The 15,778-nt window shown below is 37.2% G+C and carries 16 protein-coding genes; 5 read left to right on the forward strand and 11 right to left on the reverse strand.

All coding sequences use genetic code 11. From position 1 onward, the window contains the following. Positions 1–19: 19 nt before the first annotated feature. The 5 genes from ACFS3A_RS09760 (at position 20) to ACFS3A_RS09780 (ending at position 4,956) form a co-directional block, all read left to right on the forward strand. Positions 20–1,345 (forward strand): NtaA/DmoA family FMN-dependent monooxygenase, encoded by a 1,326-nt coding sequence (locus ACFS3A_RS09760; RefSeq protein ID WP_289660416.1) that lies wholly within the window; start codon positions 20–22, stop codon positions 1,343–1,345. Positions 1,346–1,378: 33 nt separating this feature from the next. Then, positions 1,379–2,134, forward strand: a complete 756-nt coding sequence (locus tag ACFS3A_RS09765) for an NADPH-dependent F420 reductase (RefSeq protein WP_289660414.1) — start codon at positions 1,379–1,381, stop codon at positions 2,132–2,134. A 197-nt stretch (positions 2,135–2,331) separates the two neighbouring features. Beyond that, positions 2,332–3,150 (forward strand): SDR family NAD(P)-dependent oxidoreductase, encoded by an 819-nt coding sequence (locus tag ACFS3A_RS09770; RefSeq protein WP_289660412.1) that lies wholly within the window; start codon positions 2,332–2,334, stop codon positions 3,148–3,150. Positions 3,151–3,208: 58 nt separating this feature from the next. Continuing rightward, positions 3,209–4,105 carry a helix-turn-helix domain-containing protein gene (locus tag ACFS3A_RS09775; protein WP_289660410.1) on the forward strand — a complete coding sequence of 299 codons (897 nt, stop codon included), beginning with the start codon at positions 3,209–3,211 and terminating at the stop codon, positions 4,103–4,105. Between the two features lie 83 nt (positions 4,106–4,188). Then, a complete protein-coding gene (locus ACFS3A_RS09780; protein WP_289660409.1) occupies positions 4,189–4,956 on the forward strand; it encodes an SDR family NAD(P)-dependent oxidoreductase in 768 nt (255 codons plus the stop codon). Between the two features lie 579 nt (positions 4,957–5,535). Here ACFS3A_RS09780 and ACFS3A_RS09785 read toward each other — a convergent pair. The 11 genes from ACFS3A_RS09785 to ACFS3A_RS09835 form a co-directional block, all read right to left on the reverse strand. Next, on the reverse strand, positions 5,536–6,354 hold the full coding sequence (locus tag ACFS3A_RS09785) for an alpha/beta fold hydrolase (protein WP_289660408.1): 819 nt from the start codon (positions 6,352–6,354) through the stop codon (positions 5,536–5,538). A 224-nt stretch (positions 6,355–6,578) separates the two neighbouring features. Continuing rightward, positions 6,579–8,945, reverse strand: coding sequence for an FdhF/YdeP family oxidoreductase (locus ACFS3A_RS09790; protein ID WP_289660407.1), 2,367 nt, complete (start codon positions 8,943–8,945; stop codon positions 6,579–6,581). Positions 8,946–8,963: 18 nt separating this feature from the next. Further along, entirely contained in the window at positions 8,964–9,836 is an 873-nt protein-coding gene (fdhD, locus tag ACFS3A_RS09795) for a formate dehydrogenase accessory sulfurtransferase FdhD (protein ID WP_379825224.1), read from the reverse strand. Positions 9,837–9,951: 115 nt separating this feature from the next. After that, positions 9,952–10,467 (reverse strand): DsbA family protein, encoded by a 516-nt coding sequence (locus tag ACFS3A_RS09800; RefSeq protein ID WP_289660405.1) that lies wholly within the window; start codon positions 10,465–10,467, stop codon positions 9,952–9,954. A gap of 12 nt (positions 10,468–10,479) precedes the next feature. Beyond that, the gene (locus tag ACFS3A_RS09805) at positions 10,480–10,932 is read right to left on the reverse strand and encodes a redoxin domain-containing protein (protein ID WP_289660403.1); all 453 of its coding nucleotides are present in this window, start codon (positions 10,930–10,932) and stop codon (positions 10,480–10,482) included. Further along, positions 10,916–11,635 (reverse strand): YoaK family protein, encoded by a 720-nt coding sequence (locus tag ACFS3A_RS09810; protein ID WP_289660402.1) that lies wholly within the window; start codon positions 11,633–11,635, stop codon positions 10,916–10,918. Before ACFS3A_RS09810 ends, ACFS3A_RS09805 begins: the two co-directional genes overlap by 17 nt. Positions 11,636–11,646: 11 nt before the next feature. Then, positions 11,647–12,687: a cupin domain-containing protein gene (locus ACFS3A_RS09815; RefSeq protein WP_289660401.1), complete on the reverse strand. Its 1,041-nt coding sequence runs from the start codon at positions 12,685–12,687 to the stop codon at positions 11,647–11,649. 245 nt (positions 12,688–12,932) lie between these two features. Beyond that, positions 12,933–13,484, reverse strand: a complete 552-nt coding sequence (locus ACFS3A_RS09820) for an antibiotic biosynthesis monooxygenase (RefSeq protein WP_289660400.1) — start codon at positions 13,482–13,484, stop codon at positions 12,933–12,935. A 35-nt stretch (positions 13,485–13,519) separates the two neighbouring features. Continuing rightward, entirely contained in the window at positions 13,520–14,488 is a 969-nt protein-coding gene (locus ACFS3A_RS09825) for an NAD(P)H-quinone oxidoreductase (protein WP_289660398.1), read from the reverse strand. Between the two features lie 11 nt (positions 14,489–14,499). Beyond that, complete coding sequence (locus tag ACFS3A_RS09830; RefSeq protein WP_289660396.1) at positions 14,500–14,931, reverse strand: lipocalin-like domain-containing protein; 432 nt, start codon at positions 14,929–14,931, stop codon at positions 14,500–14,502. A gap of 52 nt (positions 14,932–14,983) precedes the next feature. Further along, positions 14,984–15,541, reverse strand: a complete 558-nt coding sequence (locus ACFS3A_RS09835) for a hypothetical protein (protein WP_379825226.1) — start codon at positions 15,539–15,541, stop codon at positions 14,984–14,986. Positions 15,542–15,778: the final 237 nt, after the last annotated feature.

Here is a 15,778-nt window from a genome sequence, read left to right on the forward strand (position 1 = left end):
TAATCAAAATATTCAATTTATGAATGCTGTAGGAAAAATGCTTATTGGACTTCATCTTGGAAATGGATACGGATCTCAATCAGGGGCTTGGCGTATGCCGGGAGTTGATCCCGAAAGCTACACGAGTTTTGATATCCGTGTAAAGCAGGCTCAGGCTGCAGAGCGTGGAAAATTTCAATTTATATTTTTGCCGGATGGTCCCGGTGCAGTTATGACAGATATTGAAACTGAATCTCCCGTTTTCAATCTTGATGTGATGATGACCCTCGCCGCTGTTGCCAGAGAAACTCAATATATTGGATTGGTCGCTACCGGATCAACCACTTTTAATGAACCCTTTAATCTAGCCAGACAATTTAAGGCCTTGGACATTATGAGTCATGGCAGGGCCGGATGGAATGCAATTACATCAAGCGGGGAAGATGTTGCAGCCAATTACGGAAAAAGAATTCCGTCGAGCCAAGATCGTTATGGACGTGCCCATGAGGCTGTCCAACTCATTCAATCACTTTGGGGGAGCTGGGGAAAAGATGCCTGGATACACAACCAAAACAGTGGGCAGTTTGCAAAGAAAGATCAGATTCTTCCAATCAATTTACAAGGTAAATACGTCGGTTCAAGAGGACCTTTATACATTCCGCCGTCAGAGCAGGGACAGCCAATTATCTTTCACGCAGGCGGCAGCCCCAATGCACATCAGTTGGCAGGACGCTTTGCTAATGTGGTAATAGGTGCAGCATTTACAATTGAAGATGCAAGAGCGCAACGTAATGCATTTAGAGCGGCAGCAAAAAGTTACGGTCGTGATCCGGATGAAATCAAATACATTGCCGGACTGATGACCACCATTGCGAAGGACAGACGCACGGCGCTCGATCGCCGAATACAATTAGGAGGCAGTTCACTTATACAAAAATTTGAGTACCTGCAAAAAATGCTAGGTATTCCACTTGATCTTTCCTTGATAAATGAACCAATTTCAGAATCACAGCTGGAAAATGCCCGTCCATCTCCTTATGATCCTCGTTCTTCCAATGCATTGAAAATTGCTAGGCAAGGCTGGTCCGTTCTTGATATTCTTGCTCACGGCGTGATAGATTACCATCCTGTAATTGCAGGGCCGGGCGTAGAAGCGGCTGATCATATGCAGGCTTGGTATGAAGCCGGTGCTGCGGATGGGTTTTGGATTTCACCTGATGTTAATTCGGATGGAATTGATGCCTTTGTTGATCAGGTTGTTCCGCTGCTGCAGGAGCGAGGGCTTTTCCACAAAGAGTATGAAAGCAAAACTTTGCGCGGACACCTTGGAGTTCCGGATCAGTATGGAATTGATCCAAGGGTTTAAATTGAAAATTATAACAAATGAAACTTATATAATATGAAAATAGGAATAATAGGTACCGGAGCAATAGGCGGTACGATCGCAAAAAAAATGGCACAAGCCGGTCATGAAGTGAAAGTGAATAATACAGATCAGGCTGATAAATTACAGACCCGTGCTGAGGAGTTAGGTGTTGAAGCTGCAACACTAAAGAATGTTGTAAAAGATGTAGATGTCATTATTTTATCACTGCCTACTATAGCAATACCAACTTTGCCTAAAGATTTGCTGGCAGGCGTTCCGGAAAATGTAATTGTGGTAGACACATCCAATTATTATCCGTTCCGTGATGCCGATATTGAAGACATTAAAAACGGAAAAGTAGAAAGTATCTGGGTATCCGAGCAATTGGGAAGGCCTGTTGTAAAAGCTTTCAATAATTTGCTGGCAGAGACGCTGGCAAACGGCGGAAAAAACAGCGGTGCTGAAGACAGAATAGCAATGGCTGTAGCGGGTGATGATCCGCAGGCTAAAAAAGTAATTGCCGCATTAGTTAATGATGCCGGTTACGATGCAGTTGACTCGGGCAGACTTTCTGAATCTTGGAGACATCAGCCTGGAACTCCTGCTTACTGCACTGAACTTAATGAAGAAGAATTAAAACAGGCATTATCTGATGGTGTAAAAGAAGCAGCACCGTCATTAAGAGATAAGGCCATAGCTGATCTTTCTGCCCTGCCTTACTATCCATCACATCCAGATGTAGTACAATACAATAGAGGATTGTTTCAAAAAAATCCTAAGTTAAAATAAATTATAATTACTGAACTGCAAAATCCCTCTCACTAAATGAGATGGGATTTTGTTTTTTTTTAGATTCATCTTTGAAACAGTGAACCAGAGCCATTACAATTCCGTTAAAATGTTTCATTATTGCCTACTTTTGTATCATAACCGTCTGTACTATCTGTGCGAACTTTGTCCATATCAAAATATTAAGAATTAATATCATGGCAAAAACAATTTTTATAACAGGTGCCTCCCGTGGATTCGGAAGAATTTGGGCAGAGGCATTTTTAAAACGCGGCGATAATGTAGTTGCGGCTGTTCGCAATCCTGAAACACTAACCAAGCTTAATAAAGAATTTTCATCATCTCTTTTAGTGCTAAAACTTGATGTTACTGATCGAAACGAAAGTTTTGAGGCAATTGAAACTGCAAAAAAGCACTTTGGCAGTATCGACGTGTTAATAAACAATGCCGGTTTTGGACACATAGGGGCAGTAGAGGAATTAAAAGAGCAGGACGTAAGAACTCAGTTTGAAACTAATGTACTGGGATCATTATGGACTATTCAGGCAGTTCTGCCTATCATGCGCCAGCAAAAATCAGGACATATCATTCAGCTTTCAAGTGCGCTGGGTTTGAATACGGTATCATTAATGGGGCTGTATAGTGCAACAAAATTCGCTGTTGAAGGTCTTACTGAAACACTCGCGGGTGAAGTAAGCGGATTTGGCATTAAAGTTACCATAGTAGAACCAGGTGGTTTTTCTACAGATTTCTTCGGGACCACTTCTCTTGCACTCAGCGAATCAATACCAGTTTACGACGGTGTACGAAAAGATTTTTATCAGCATGCTGGCGAGCAGGATTCAGGTAACCCTGCAGCCACTGCCAAAGCTCTTGTCAAGCTTGTTTATTCTGAAAATCCGCCACTCAGATTACTGTTGGGAAAAACTGCTTTTCCCTGGGTGCAGCACACTTACTCAGAAAGACTGAAAACATGGGAATCATGGCAGGATGTGTCGGTGGCGGCACATGGTTAATGGAAGTTTAAATTAGCAGAATCTAAATTTACCGGATCTGTTTTTACAATTAAGAACAATGATACATTTCAAAAAAATCAGCGATCTGCATGAAGCGCTCGATATCAAACCTCCCCAGCACCCGCTCTTTAGTGCCGTATATGGTGAACGGGACAGTTGCAGCGGTAATAGTATTCTAGAGTTTTCATCTGAATTTTATATTATAGGATTTAAAAAATTGAAATCTGGAAGCATGCAGTATGGCAAAACAAAATATGACCATGACCGCGGCTCCATGTCCTTTACAAAGCCCCAGCAGAAAGTAGTCTTTAAAAATGTGGAACTAGAGGAAAAGGGATTTCTAATTATGATTCATGAAGACTTTTTACCGGGAACAGTCCTTTACAACGAAATCAGGAAATATAGTTATTTTGATTACGAGGTTAATGAGGCTTTACATCTTTCACCTGCCGAGGAGGATATCATTTGGAATCTGTATTTCAATATTGAAAAAGAGTACAACAACAATACTGATGAACTCAGCAAAGCTATTATCGTAAGTCATCTGGATTCCATGCTTAAATATTCACAGCGCTTTTATAAAAGGCAGTTTATAAACCGTACAGAGCTCACCGGTTCTACAGTTACGAAGTTTAACGCTTTGCTTGCTGCTAATTTTGAAGAAAGAAAAACAAAAAATATTGGATTACCAACGGTATCTCTCATGGCAGAAAAGTTGAATATATCTTCCCGTTATTTAACTGATTTGCTCAAACAGGAAACAGGAAAGACTGCCCTGGAGCTTATTCATCTTTTTCTAATCGGCGAGGCAAAAAACTTACTGACCGAAGGCGAACTGAATATAACTGAAATTTCTCATCTGCTTGGTTTCGAAAATACGACTTATTTTTCACGCCTTTTTAAAAAAGAAGTAGGGAGCGCGCCAAATGAATTCAGGGCAAACATATTAAATTAAAAGTGGTAAATATCATAAAAAAAGTAAGAGATATACTGAATAAAGAATTATTTAAAAATACACAAAGTTAAAAACAATAAAAAATGTCAAACAATCAAAATAAAATAGCATTAGTAACAGGCGCAAGTCGCGGACTTGGAAAAGATTCGGCTTTACAGCTGGCGAAAAAAGGATTTCATATCATCCTTACCTATCAGACCAAAAAAGAATTTGCGGACCAGGTGGTAAAAGAAATTGAAACTATTGGACAAAAAGCGTTTTCATTGCCTTTGGACATTTCTTCAACTGCCGGTTTTGACCAATTTGTAACTGAAGTAAAAGATGTTTTAGATGCTCAATTTTCTTCTGCAAAATTAGATGCGCTAGTAAACAATGCGGGTATCGGAATTAACCAAAGTTTTGAAACAACAACAGAAGAAATTTTGGATGCAATGACAAATATCCATTTCAAAGGCCCATATTTCTTAACTCAAAAACTATTACCATTACTGAATGACGGCAGCAGCATCGTAAATACGTCTTCCGGTCTGGCAAGATTTTCTTTTGCTGGATATTCCGTTTATGGCGCGATGAAAGCTGCAGTCGATTCATTATCAAGATACCAGGCATTGGAATTGGGAAGCAGAAAAATAAGAGTCAATTCCGTAGCTCCAGGGGCTATTGAAACTGATTTTGGCGGGGGTGTTGTACGTGATATTTCAGATTTGAATAAACATCTGGCTTCTGAAACTGCTTTAGCAAGAGTCGGCTTGCCCGATGATATTGGAAGTGTAGTAGCCTTTCTTTGTTCTGATGATTCCAAATGGATTAATGCGCAGCGAATAGAAGTTTCGGGCGGATATAGAATATAATGGACCAGCATATAGAAAAGCTGGTTTTTAATGCGTTAGTTCTATCAATCCAAAGGCTTTTGTTTTGATCAACAAAAACGAGTTAAGTTATTTATAGAGTAATAAAAAATGGCGCCAATTGTCTTCAATTGGCGCCATTTGGCTTTGTGACGGGGACAGGACAAATTTCTATAAATTTTATGGAAGATTTGAAGAGATTGGCTTACTACTGGTAAAGGCTGTCTTGCATTAGCTTAAAGAATTTGGTTTGGATGTCCTGTTGGGGATTGAGTGAAAAATGTAGTATCAAAAAGCAGATAGTTAAATTCTTTTATTAAAAACTTCCTTAAATTTTTGCGTCAAAAAAGATATCCACTCCAAATCTCATATGCTACGAATTTGCCACAAAATTTGATTTACTGCTTTACATATTTGTTATGAGTAAAGTTTTATCTATTTTGTTATTCGATTATGATATCAAATGTTTAAACACGAAAACAATTTAATTTTTAGACAACAGATCATCAAAGAAATCAAAAATAAAAACCTCCAGAATCAAAATGTAGACTGGAGGCTTTTATTTAAAAAATCAGGATATATTTAAGATTTGATAAATTCTAAAATATCTTTATTAATAGTTTCTGCCTCTGTTGTAGGCATACCATGAGGAAATCCAGGATAAGAAATTAATTTTCCATTTTTCAAAAGAGCTGCAGCTTTAGGAGCCTGATTATATGGTACGATCTGATCATCTTCTCCGTGAAGAACCAATACAGGTATGTCTAAACTTTTCAAATCTTCTGTGAAATCGGATTCAGAGAAAGCTTTAATACCTTCATAGTGAGCCAGTACAGAACCCATCATTCCTTGACGCCACCAATTGTGTTTGATACCTTCTTGAATTGTTTTTCCTTCGCGGTTCCATCCGTAGAAAGCGATTGGGAAATCATAAAAATATTGTGCTCTGCTAAATCCCGTTCCTTCTCTAATTTCGTCAAAAACAGACAATGGGACACCATCAGGATTTGCCTCATTTTTGATCATGATTGGCGTAACAGCACTAATAATAATGGCTTTAGAAACACGTCCTTTTCCATATTTTGCTGCGTAACGAATTACTTCCCCTCCGCCAGTTGAGTGGCCAATATGAATCGCATCTTTTAAGTCTAGTGCTGCGGTCAATTCTGCTACGTCTGCAGCATAGGTTTCCATATTGTTGCCTTCAGAACTTTGACCAGAACGACCGTGTCCGCGTCTGTCATGAGCAATAACTCTATATCCTTGTTTTAAGAAAAACATCATTTGCGCATCCCAGTCGTCTGCTGATAAAGGCCATCCGTGGTGAAAAACGATAGGTTGTCCTGTTCCCCAATCTTTATAATAAATTTCTGTTCCGTCTTTTACTGTAATTGTGCTCATTTTTTTTGTTTTAAGATTAATAAAATTAAGAGTATCCTAATTTTGGTATTGTCGTTAAATTCTAAGTTTTTATCATTTTTTATTTGACTTAGATTTCTTTGACAAATTTATATAGGAAGAGTAGAGCAGTCGATTAACCTAGATTAAGTAATGATTTTTTGTTTTCTTAATTTAAGAGAAACGCTACTAAAAGTCTTCCGCTAAACATATCGTATTGAAAAGAATTACATGTGTTTTATCTTTTCGTAAATGGCAGGATCGTGTTTTTTTACTTTTATTTTTACGTATTTAGAAGCTGGCATATTGCTTTCTTTCACTACATTATTTACAGAAACCAAAACATTGGTTTCAGGAAAATAAGTGACCGTATTTCGCTCTGGAATTTGATAAGAAACAATAAGGAATAAAGGTGCAATTCTTTCTATGCCATCATTATAATTAAAGAGATCTACTTTGTCTCCCGCTTTAAATCCTGCTTTATCAATATCATTTTGATTCATGAAAATAACACGGCGTTCATTTTTTATTCCCCTATAGCGGTCATCCATACCATAAATAGTAGTATTAAACTGGTCATGCGTACGAGTTGTGGCCATCATATATTCATCTGGTTCCAATTCATTATCTGGAATTTCTGTTAAAGTAAATGCCGCACGATCAGCTGATTCTTTAGCAGTAAATTGACCATGACGAGGAGCATTAGGCAAATAAAAACCGCCTTTTTCGCGAACTCTACTATTGTAATTTTCAAAACCTGGAATGCAATTTTCAATAGCTTCTCTCACATCATTATAACTGTTGTGGTATCGCTTCCAGTCGATAACTGATTTATCTCCAAGAACCGCCATTGCCATTCGGCAGACAATTTGAGTTTCGTTTATCAACTGATCCGAGATAGGTTTAAGCACGCCTTTTGAAGACTGCACCACGCCCATAGAATTTTCTGTACTGATAATCTGCACTTCTCCGTTAACGATATCCATATCACTTCGGGAAAGCGTAGGAAGGATAAGTGATTCTTTTCCATGTACCAGATGGCCTCTGTTGAGTTTTGTTGAGACGCATACCAGCAGTTTCAGTTTTCGAAATGCTTCTGCGGTATAAGTCGTATCTGGTGCCGCCGATAGAAAATTACCGCCCATGCAGAACATAAATTTTACTTTCTCGTCATGAATCGCTTTTATCGTTCCAACCACATCATAACCATGATTTCTCGGCGGATTAAATCCAAAGTAAGTTTGAAGACGATCTAATTGTTCATTTGTAGGTTTTTCATCAATAAGCATGGTTCTGTTTCCTTGAACATTACTGTGTCCGCGAACGGGACAGACTCCTGCGCCGGGTTTACCAATACTTCCTTTAATCAATAAAATATTAACAATCTCTCGGATCATATCGACACCATTTGGCTGCTGGGTAAGTCCCATTCCCCAGCAAATGATAATTCTTTTTTTGAAAGCCAGTATTTCTGCAGCTTCGATAATTAAATCTTTTGGAACTCCAGATAGAAAGGCAAGATGATCCAAGTCTAAATTTTCAAACTGTTTCTCAAAATTTTCAAAACCAGTTGTTTTGTCTTTGATAAATTCATGATCAAAAACTTCACCTGGGTTTTTCTTTTCCAATTCAATTAGCAAAAGTTCAATAGCTTTTAAAAGTGCCATATCGCCGTTAATTTTTATTGGAAGAAAAAGATCGGTAAGTTTTCCGCCTGATCCAATTATGCCTTTTATAGCTTGCGGATTATGGAATCCCATTAAGCCAGCTTCGGGTAACGGATTAACGGCAATAATTTTTGCACCATTTTTTTTGCCCTTTTCTAAAGCACTCAGCATTCTTGGAGCATTTGTTCCTGGATTCTGTCCGATTATCACAATCACATCGGTATCATAAAAATCTTCTAAAGTAACCGTTCCTTTTCCAATTCCGATTGTAGTTTTCAAAGCTGTTCCAGAGGTTTCGTGGCACATATTGGAACAATCTGGCATATTATTGGTTCCAAATTCTTTTGCAAAAAGCTGATAAAGAAAGGAAGCTTCATTACTGGTTCTTCCCGAAGTATAAAAGGCCGCTTCATTTGGAGATTCAAGCGCATTTAAATGGGAAGCAATTTTTGTAAAAGCCTCATTCCAACTTATGGGCTGATAATGTGTACCGCCAACAGGCAAATACATCGGCTCGGTCAATCTTCCCATTTTTCCAATTTGGTAATCGTCCAATTTTGAAAGGCTGTAAACAGAGTTTTCTTTAAAGAAAGCAGCATCAACTTTTTTGGTTGTAGCTTCTTCAGCCAAAGCTTTTGCTCCATTTTCACAATATTCGCCCAAAGGAGATCGATCATCATCAGGATCTGGCCATGCGCAGCTGGAACAGTCAAAACCGCCCATTTGATTCATCTTGAACAAAGCTTTTCCGCCTCTTAGAATGGTTTTATCTTCTATAAGATCGCTTACCGCAGCCATAACCGCAGGAACGCCAGCAGCCCATTTTTCTACTTTTGTTAATTTAAGTTTCGAAAGCTGGTACGGATTTTCCGCTTCAGGTAATTTATGGCTTAAATCATCTGTTTTTTGTTGTAGATCTTTCTTCATTGTATTATGGTTTAATGGCTATTGTGTTAGGATTACGGTTTGTTCCGATGAGTTGTATATATTCAATCGGTTTTCTTTTAGAAATCCTAAAAGTGTAATATTAAACTCTGTCGCTAGTTCTACGGCCAAACTGGATGGAGCGCCAATAGAAGCAATAATAGAAATTCCCGCCATTGCCGCTTTTTGGATTAACTCAAAACTGGCTCTTCCGCTTAGAAGCAAAATATGTTCATTTAATGGCAGCGATTGATTTGCAAGAGATCTTCCAATCAATTTGTCTAATGCGTTATGCCTTCCAACATCTTCAGTTAAAAGAATCAAATCGCCTTGAGTATTAAAAAGCCCTGAGGCATGAAGACCGCCAGTGGATTCAAAATCGCTTTGAGCAATTCTTAATTTTTCAGGTAATTGATAAAAAACAGATGTATGAATTTGGATCTGCGGTCTCATCAAATTTCCAAATGGGCTTACCGTTTTTATAGATTGAATCGAACTTTTTCCGCATACGCCACAACTTGAAGTCGTGTAGAAATTTCGATCTGTCTGCATCAAATTTGGAGTAAAACCTTCTTTAAGATCGACCTGAACAATGTTTTGTTTTTGTGACAAGCAATTCATTTTTAATGAAAAAGCATTTTGAATATCTTCAAAAGAAGCAATAATTCCTTCTGTAAACAGAAAACCAATCGCAAGATCAATATCATTGCCCGGAGTTCGCATGGTAACCGAAATATTCTTTTGTATTCTGTCTGAATTAGAACCGTAAGAAAGCCTGATTTCAAGAGGTTCTTCAACAGATAGCGTATCTAAGAACGATGAGGTTTCGTTGTTTTCTATTCTTTGAACACTTACGTGTTTGATGGAAACTAATTCCGTATAATTTATTTCCATGATGTTGTAATTGAAGTTGTTACGTAAATTTAATTAAAAATTGGTTCAAAAAATATACTTTCATTCATTAATTGAGAGCATACTATTCGATTTTTATATTTAATTTTCGAACTATTTATTTCACGATTTCACTCATCAGTTGCAAGAGATCTTCTGCGCCTGCGTTAAATTTTCTACCATTGACAAAAAAAGAAGGTGTGCCATTTACACCGCTTAAAATGCCACTTTCAAAATCGGAATCTACTTTTGCGGCAAGTTCAGGTTTTTTAATATCGACATTGAATTGATGCGGGTCTAGCTCCAATTTCTCTACTAATTCTAATAAAAAAGGTTCACTTAGAATTCTCTGATTTTCGTAGATAGCATCATGCATTTCCCAGAACTTTCCCTGCAATGCCGCGGCTTCTGCCACAATTGCTGCAGGACGGGCGTATTGATGCATTTCTGATAACGGAAAATTTCTAAAAACAAATTTTATCTGTTTGCCGTATTTCTTCATTATTTCTTTAAGAATAGGATAAGCTGCACCGCAATAGGGACATTGATAATCTCCGTATTCGACGATTAGTATATCAGCATCTTTTTTTCCTTGTATATGATCAGTTTTACTGACCGCTGGTTTTAGTGACATAATTAATTGGTTTTATAGTTTTTCTAAAGCTTCAAGAATTCCATCTGCTCCTGGGTTTATAGCCATTGGCGAGAGATAACTCCATTGTATAATTCCTTCTTTGTCAATTACAAAGAGGGCACGATTGCATTCGCCTTCTTTCTCATTGTATACGCCATATTTTTTTGAAGTGTCTCCTTTTGGTTCGAAATCAGCCAGTAAAGGAAAATGCAGATTTCTTGATTGAGAAAAGGCCATGTGACACCATTTACTATCTACAGAAATACCGAAAATTGTAGCATCATATTTCTTGAAGTATTTCTGCATTTCGTTGTAAAGTGCCATTTGGTCGCTACAAACTGGACTCCAGTCGGCAGGATAAAAAGCTAAAATCACGTTTTTTCCTTTAAATTCTGATAAAGTGATTTTTTGATCGGGTGTTGCAAATAAGGTAAAATCTGGCGCAACGTCATTTTTCTGTAGCATAAGATTTAGTTTTTAGGTTAAAATCAGTATTTGATATTAGCAATGCGCAAATAATTAATAACAGTGAAGGAAAGGCGAGTGTCCAGTTTTTTAATAACGGAAGTGCCAGAGGTACAATAGATGCTCCTAATAAAAAGCCAATCCATAAGAGGAACAACCGAATAGCGTTGAGTTTGTACTGTTTTCTACTAACTTTATTATTACTCATACTCAGCATTGCTGCATTTCTTGCCAGACTATTTAAAGTTCCTGTAACGAAATCGGTGTTTATTTTTTGATTTCCAACTGACGTTACAATCGTATTCATAATGCCTGTTGAAAAAACAATAATAGGTATAGAAAGTCCGCTGTTTATATAGTAATAACGAGATGCTATTGTATAGACAATCAATATTCCCGAAACAATATAAAACGGTAAGGACTCAATTTTAGATTCTCTCCACAACGAAAGACAAGTACCTGCATATATTCCAAAAACAAAACAAACGATTATTGCTAATGATGAAATAATGATAGCAGATTTACCACTTGAAAAAGCGATTCCCAATTGTGTACTATTGCCGCTAATAAAAGAGACATATATTTTCCATTTAAGAAAACCAGCAGCATCAAGAAAGCCTGCAATAAAGGCTAAAAATATGGCTAGTTTCTCCTGCGATCTAGTTTGTTTAGACGAATCTATGAACTGTGTTTTGGCATCCACAATATTTGTGATTAAGGTTGAATAAACAGTTTGCTTTTAGGAAATTTTTCAATTTCGCCTTCTTCCAAACCAAAATTGGTTACCACCACATCTTTCGGATTTCCTGCAAGCCATTCGCTTAAATCAATAGATTGATAAGTGCCACTGTTAAACCCAATTAAGATTTTACAAACTGTACTTCCAGTATTTTTTATATAATGTCCAGCACCCATTGGCACATAACCAACATCTCCTGCATTGAATTGTTCGGTGACCACGGTACTTTCTGCCAGAAAAACAGACATTTCGGCTTGACCGGAAATATAATACTGCCACTCATCAGCGTTCGGATGCCAATGCATTTCTCTTAAAGCGCCTGGCTGTAATTCTATAATAGATCCTGCCATTGTTGTACTGATAGGAAATTCTTTGCTTGTAACCAATCTTTGCAAGCCTCCGCCCGGAATTATTCTTGGTTGTTGAGCATGCAAAGGATAACGGTGCAAATTGGTCAATTCAATATCTGATTCTTCAGGTCGGGAAGCGGCAGTAAATGATAATTCGTCAGGAACAATCCCGGCTGCAAAATAGGCTTCTTTTTGAGGTAATACGGCCACTTCTTCCAAAGTAATTCCCAAGTTTTGAGCAACAATTTCTGGAGGCATGCAGGATACAAAATCGGTAACGCTGAAAGTATGATCTTCGGAAAAATTACCATTATCAAAGATTAAAATAAAATGGCACTCTTCTGTTCCTGTTGCTTGGATTGAATGCCCATATCCTTTTGGAAAATACCAAACATCGCCCGGTTCAAAATTATCAGTGTAGCTTTTGCCATTTGGATGAATAATCGTGGTGCGAACCGTTCCTGAAATAACATAAGCCCATTCTGCTGCATTTGCGTGCCAGTGTAATTCGCGCATGCTTCCTGGCTGTAGTCGCATGGAAACTCCTGCAATACCAATAGAAGCTGGAAAATCTTTAACAGAAGCTCCTCTTGTTGTACCGCCGTCATTAGTGCGTGGTTCTTTTTTTTCTAGTTCGTATTTGAAGCTTAATAATTCGGTAGTCATAATAATAGCTTTTTGATGATTAATTGTATTGGTTTTTAATTCTATTGTAAAGCTATTGAAGATATATGCTGAGTATAGTTTGAATTCGTTAAATGGGCAAAATGAGTCGATGAATTTAGTAAGAGAAACTTTAGGAATAAGTTGAAGCTTTCTGATTATAGAGGATTTGTTTCTTTAGAGTTTAAACCAAAAAAAATCACTGCAAACTACAGTGATTTTTGATTTTATAATGAGGGAAGTTTTAATTATTTATAAAGCCATTTTTTGATCAGTTTGGTATAATTGGGCATTACAACAAATACCATTAAAAAGACTATGATGCCCGAAATTATTAATCCATCAAAATAATGATTTGACGGTACTTTCAAAAATCTCAAAAAGGGGAGTGCCAATAAAGGAATTAAAAGTGACAATGGATAAATAGCAGACCATGTTACAAGAAATTGTTTCCAGCGAACAGGAACTTTGTTTCCTTCGTTTTCTGCATTAAAAAGAAAATCCAAACCTGATTTTATCTGGTAGTTGTCATTTTTTCTGAATAATGGATTTGCTTTTTTAATGAGCATTTTTCGATCTTCCGATTCCATCCAGTATTTAAGGTTTTCAATGGTGTCAAATCGGATGATAACCGTGTAAACAAACGTTAAATGCGGAATTGGCCGTACGATCTGCAAATCGATAAAACCATTGGAGTGTTTGGTAATGGGAACAATTTCATCTAGCCATTTTTCGTATTGAAGTTCTTTTCCATTCAAAATATGATGCGTAATAACAACAGATGCGCCTTGATTTTCCATATTACTGTTTTTGATTGAGGTTTGTTTTTTGAATATTATCGAACAAGGATAATTTTACCGGTATGATTGCTTTCTTCTAATAATCGATGTGCTGCAGGAGCTTCTGTAAAAGGAAAGGTTTTAAAAATAATCGGCTTAAATTGTTTTGATTCAATCAATGGCCAGACATTTTTTTGTACTTCTTTGGCTAATTGCCTTTTAAAATCATAATCTCTGCTTCTTAATGTACTTCCGGTAATCGTTAAACGTTTTGTCATTACTTTCCAAAGATCAAGATCTACATGACTGCCAGTTACAGCATTAATATGAACTAATCTGCCTTCAGGTTTTAGGATGTTGACATTTTTACTGAGATAATCACCGGCAATCATATCTAAAATAACATCAACACCTTCTTCCTGTAAAACATTTTCGAAGTCTTGTGTTTTGTAATTGATATAAGAATCAGCGCCTAATTCCAGACAATTTAGACCTTTCTCTTTGGATCCTACCGTTACAATTACGCGCAGTCCTAAAGCATGCGCAATTTGAATTCCCGTAATGCCGATACCGCTATTTCCGCCGTGAATTAAAAGGGTTTCTCCAGATTTAAGTGCACCTCTCTGAAAAACGTTTGACCAAACTGTAAAAACTGTTTCGGGAAGACTTGCCGCTTCTGCAAAAGACAAACCTGAAGGAATAGGAAGACATTGGCCTTCACGCACGCTCACGTATTCTGCATAACCACCGCCAGCAAGAATGGCACAAACTTTATCACCGATTTTAAAATCAGTAACATCTGGTCCGCATTTTACAACAATTCCAGAAACTTCTAAACCAAGAATTTCAGATGAAACACCCGGTGGTGCAGGATAATTCCCTTCACGCTGGAAGATATCAGAACGGTTTAAACCTGCTGCTTTTACTTCTATTAAAACTTTATCTCCGCTTATTTCTGGAGTTGGATATTCCTTTAACTGGAGTACATCTGGAGTTCCAGATTGGTTTATAACTATTGCTTTCATTTGGTTTAGGATTAATGATTTTTATTAGATTGTTCGATTCTTTTCCAAGTGAGTTTATGAATTACCAAACGCGAATTACTTATAAAAGGTTTTTCGGTCTCTAAATGCAATAAATTATCTTTAAAAAGAACTTTTCTGTTTTGTGTCTGGTTTCGCCAACTTTCCAAAAGCGAAACGTACATCGTATGACTGACTATTTGTTTTTCATCGTCTGTTTTGAAAGGTCCTGAATAGGCGAGATAACTCTCATTATCTTTTGCGTCGGAATTTTCAGAATCAGTTTTCATTATTTGTGCCGACATATAACCGTCATTATTGTAAATAATAAGACCTTTTGGTTTGATTCCCATCGGATGTGTAATTTCTCTGCCATCTAAAGGTACTTCAATCAATTCAACCAAAATCCAGGAACCAATCAGTTTTTTAAATAAATTTTCTTTCATAATACTCAAAAAATAAAAGGAGCGTACATTAGCACGCTCGATTTTTATATTATTAAAAAGGCTGATTGTATTTGCCAGTTAATGCTTTGTTTTCGATGCTTTTAGCAAAGTTAGGAGTTTCTTCATGATTGTGAGCATCAGAAGCTGCTTGTCTTGAAGCTGCTGCACCTGCAAGATTTATGTTATGTTCTTTTAGATATTCGAACATTTCTGGTGTTGCTGTTGTGTGAATTTCGTTGGTGTAAAGACAGGTATTCTCATCTATTTTGGTTACTTTAAGTTCCCATAAAACCTGAACTTTAGTGCGTCCGTTTTGAGTAATAGAATCTGAAATTGATAACATACGGCAATAATCGGGACGGTGAACTGTTGCCACATAATGCTGCACCATTAAAGCGTCGCCAATTGTTTCTACATTAATAGACATAGGTTCGCCTTCATAGGTGCTGGTAATTCCTGCACCAATATGCTGAGTTGAGCAACGTTGGTATTCTGCATCAGGAAGGTTTAAAAGCCAGTCTGCAATATTTACTTTTTCAATAGGAGCATTAATAACTGTAGTTACTGCTGAATGTGATAATGCGTTTTCTTTGGTTTGGATGATTTCCATGATTTCTTGGTTTTAAATGTTTAACTGAAGTAAATTTACTGCCTTACATTCGTGTAGCATTCCACTATTCATCGAATGGGCAAAAACACTCGTTTAAATAGCGAAATCAATCGTTTGTTGTTCTGAAGTTTGGAATGAAGACAATAAAAATATTTCAATCTGAGAAAACATAACCAGTGGTTTCAACCACTGGGACGCAAAGAGAATCAGGGTTATTACTAAATTAGAATAAAATAA

Source organism: Flavobacterium notoginsengisoli (assembly GCF_042686225.1).
In the GTDB taxonomy this organism is placed as follows: domain Bacteria; phylum Bacteroidota; class Bacteroidia; order Flavobacteriales; family Flavobacteriaceae; genus Flavobacterium; species Flavobacterium notoginsengisoli.

Coding starts and splice junctions, on each gene's coding strand:
- ACFS3A_RS09760 (WP_289660416.1), top strand. CDS start 20: ATGAATGCTGTAGGAAAAATGCTTATTGGACTTCATCTTGGAAATGGA.
- ACFS3A_RS09765 (WP_289660414.1), top strand. CDS start 1,379: ATGAAAATAGGAATAATAGGTACCGGAGCAATAGGCGGTACGATCGCA.
- ACFS3A_RS09770 (WP_289660412.1), top strand. CDS start 2,332: ATGGCAAAAACAATTTTTATAACAGGTGCCTCCCGTGGATTCGGAAGA.
- ACFS3A_RS09775 (WP_289660410.1), top strand. CDS start 3,209: ATGATACATTTCAAAAAAATCAGCGATCTGCATGAAGCGCTCGATATC.
- ACFS3A_RS09780 (WP_289660409.1), top strand. CDS start 4,189: ATGTCAAACAATCAAAATAAAATAGCATTAGTAACAGGCGCAAGTCGC.
- ACFS3A_RS09785 (WP_289660408.1), bottom strand. CDS start 6,354: ATGAGCACAATTACAGTAAAAGACGGAACAGAAATTTATTATAAAGAT.
- ACFS3A_RS09790 (WP_289660407.1), bottom strand. CDS start 8,945: ATGAAGAAAGATCTACAACAAAAAACAGATGATTTAAGCCATAAATTA.
- fdhD (WP_379825224.1), bottom strand. CDS start 9,836: ATGGAAATAAATTATACGGAATTAGTTTCCATCAAACACGTAAGTGTT.
- ACFS3A_RS09800 (WP_289660405.1), bottom strand. CDS start 10,467: ATGTCACTAAAACCAGCGGTCAGTAAAACTGATCATATACAAGGAAAA.
- ACFS3A_RS09805 (WP_289660403.1), bottom strand. CDS start 10,932: ATGCTACAGAAAAATGACGTTGCGCCAGATTTTACCTTATTTGCAACA.
- ACFS3A_RS09815 (WP_289660401.1), bottom strand. CDS start 12,687: ATGACTACCGAATTATTAAGCTTCAAATACGAACTAGAAAAAAAAGAA.
- ACFS3A_RS09820 (WP_289660400.1), bottom strand. CDS start 13,484: ATGGAAAATCAAGGCGCATCTGTTGTTATTACGCATCATATTTTGAAT.
- ACFS3A_RS09825 (WP_289660398.1), bottom strand. CDS start 14,488: ATGAAAGCAATAGTTATAAACCAATCTGGAACTCCAGATGTACTCCAG.
- ACFS3A_RS09830 (WP_289660396.1), bottom strand. CDS start 14,931: ATGAAAGAAAATTTATTTAAAAAACTGATTGGTTCCTGGATTTTGGTT.
- ACFS3A_RS09835 (WP_379825226.1), bottom strand. CDS start 15,541: ATGGAAATCATCCAAACCAAAGAAAACGCATTATCACATTCAGCAGTA.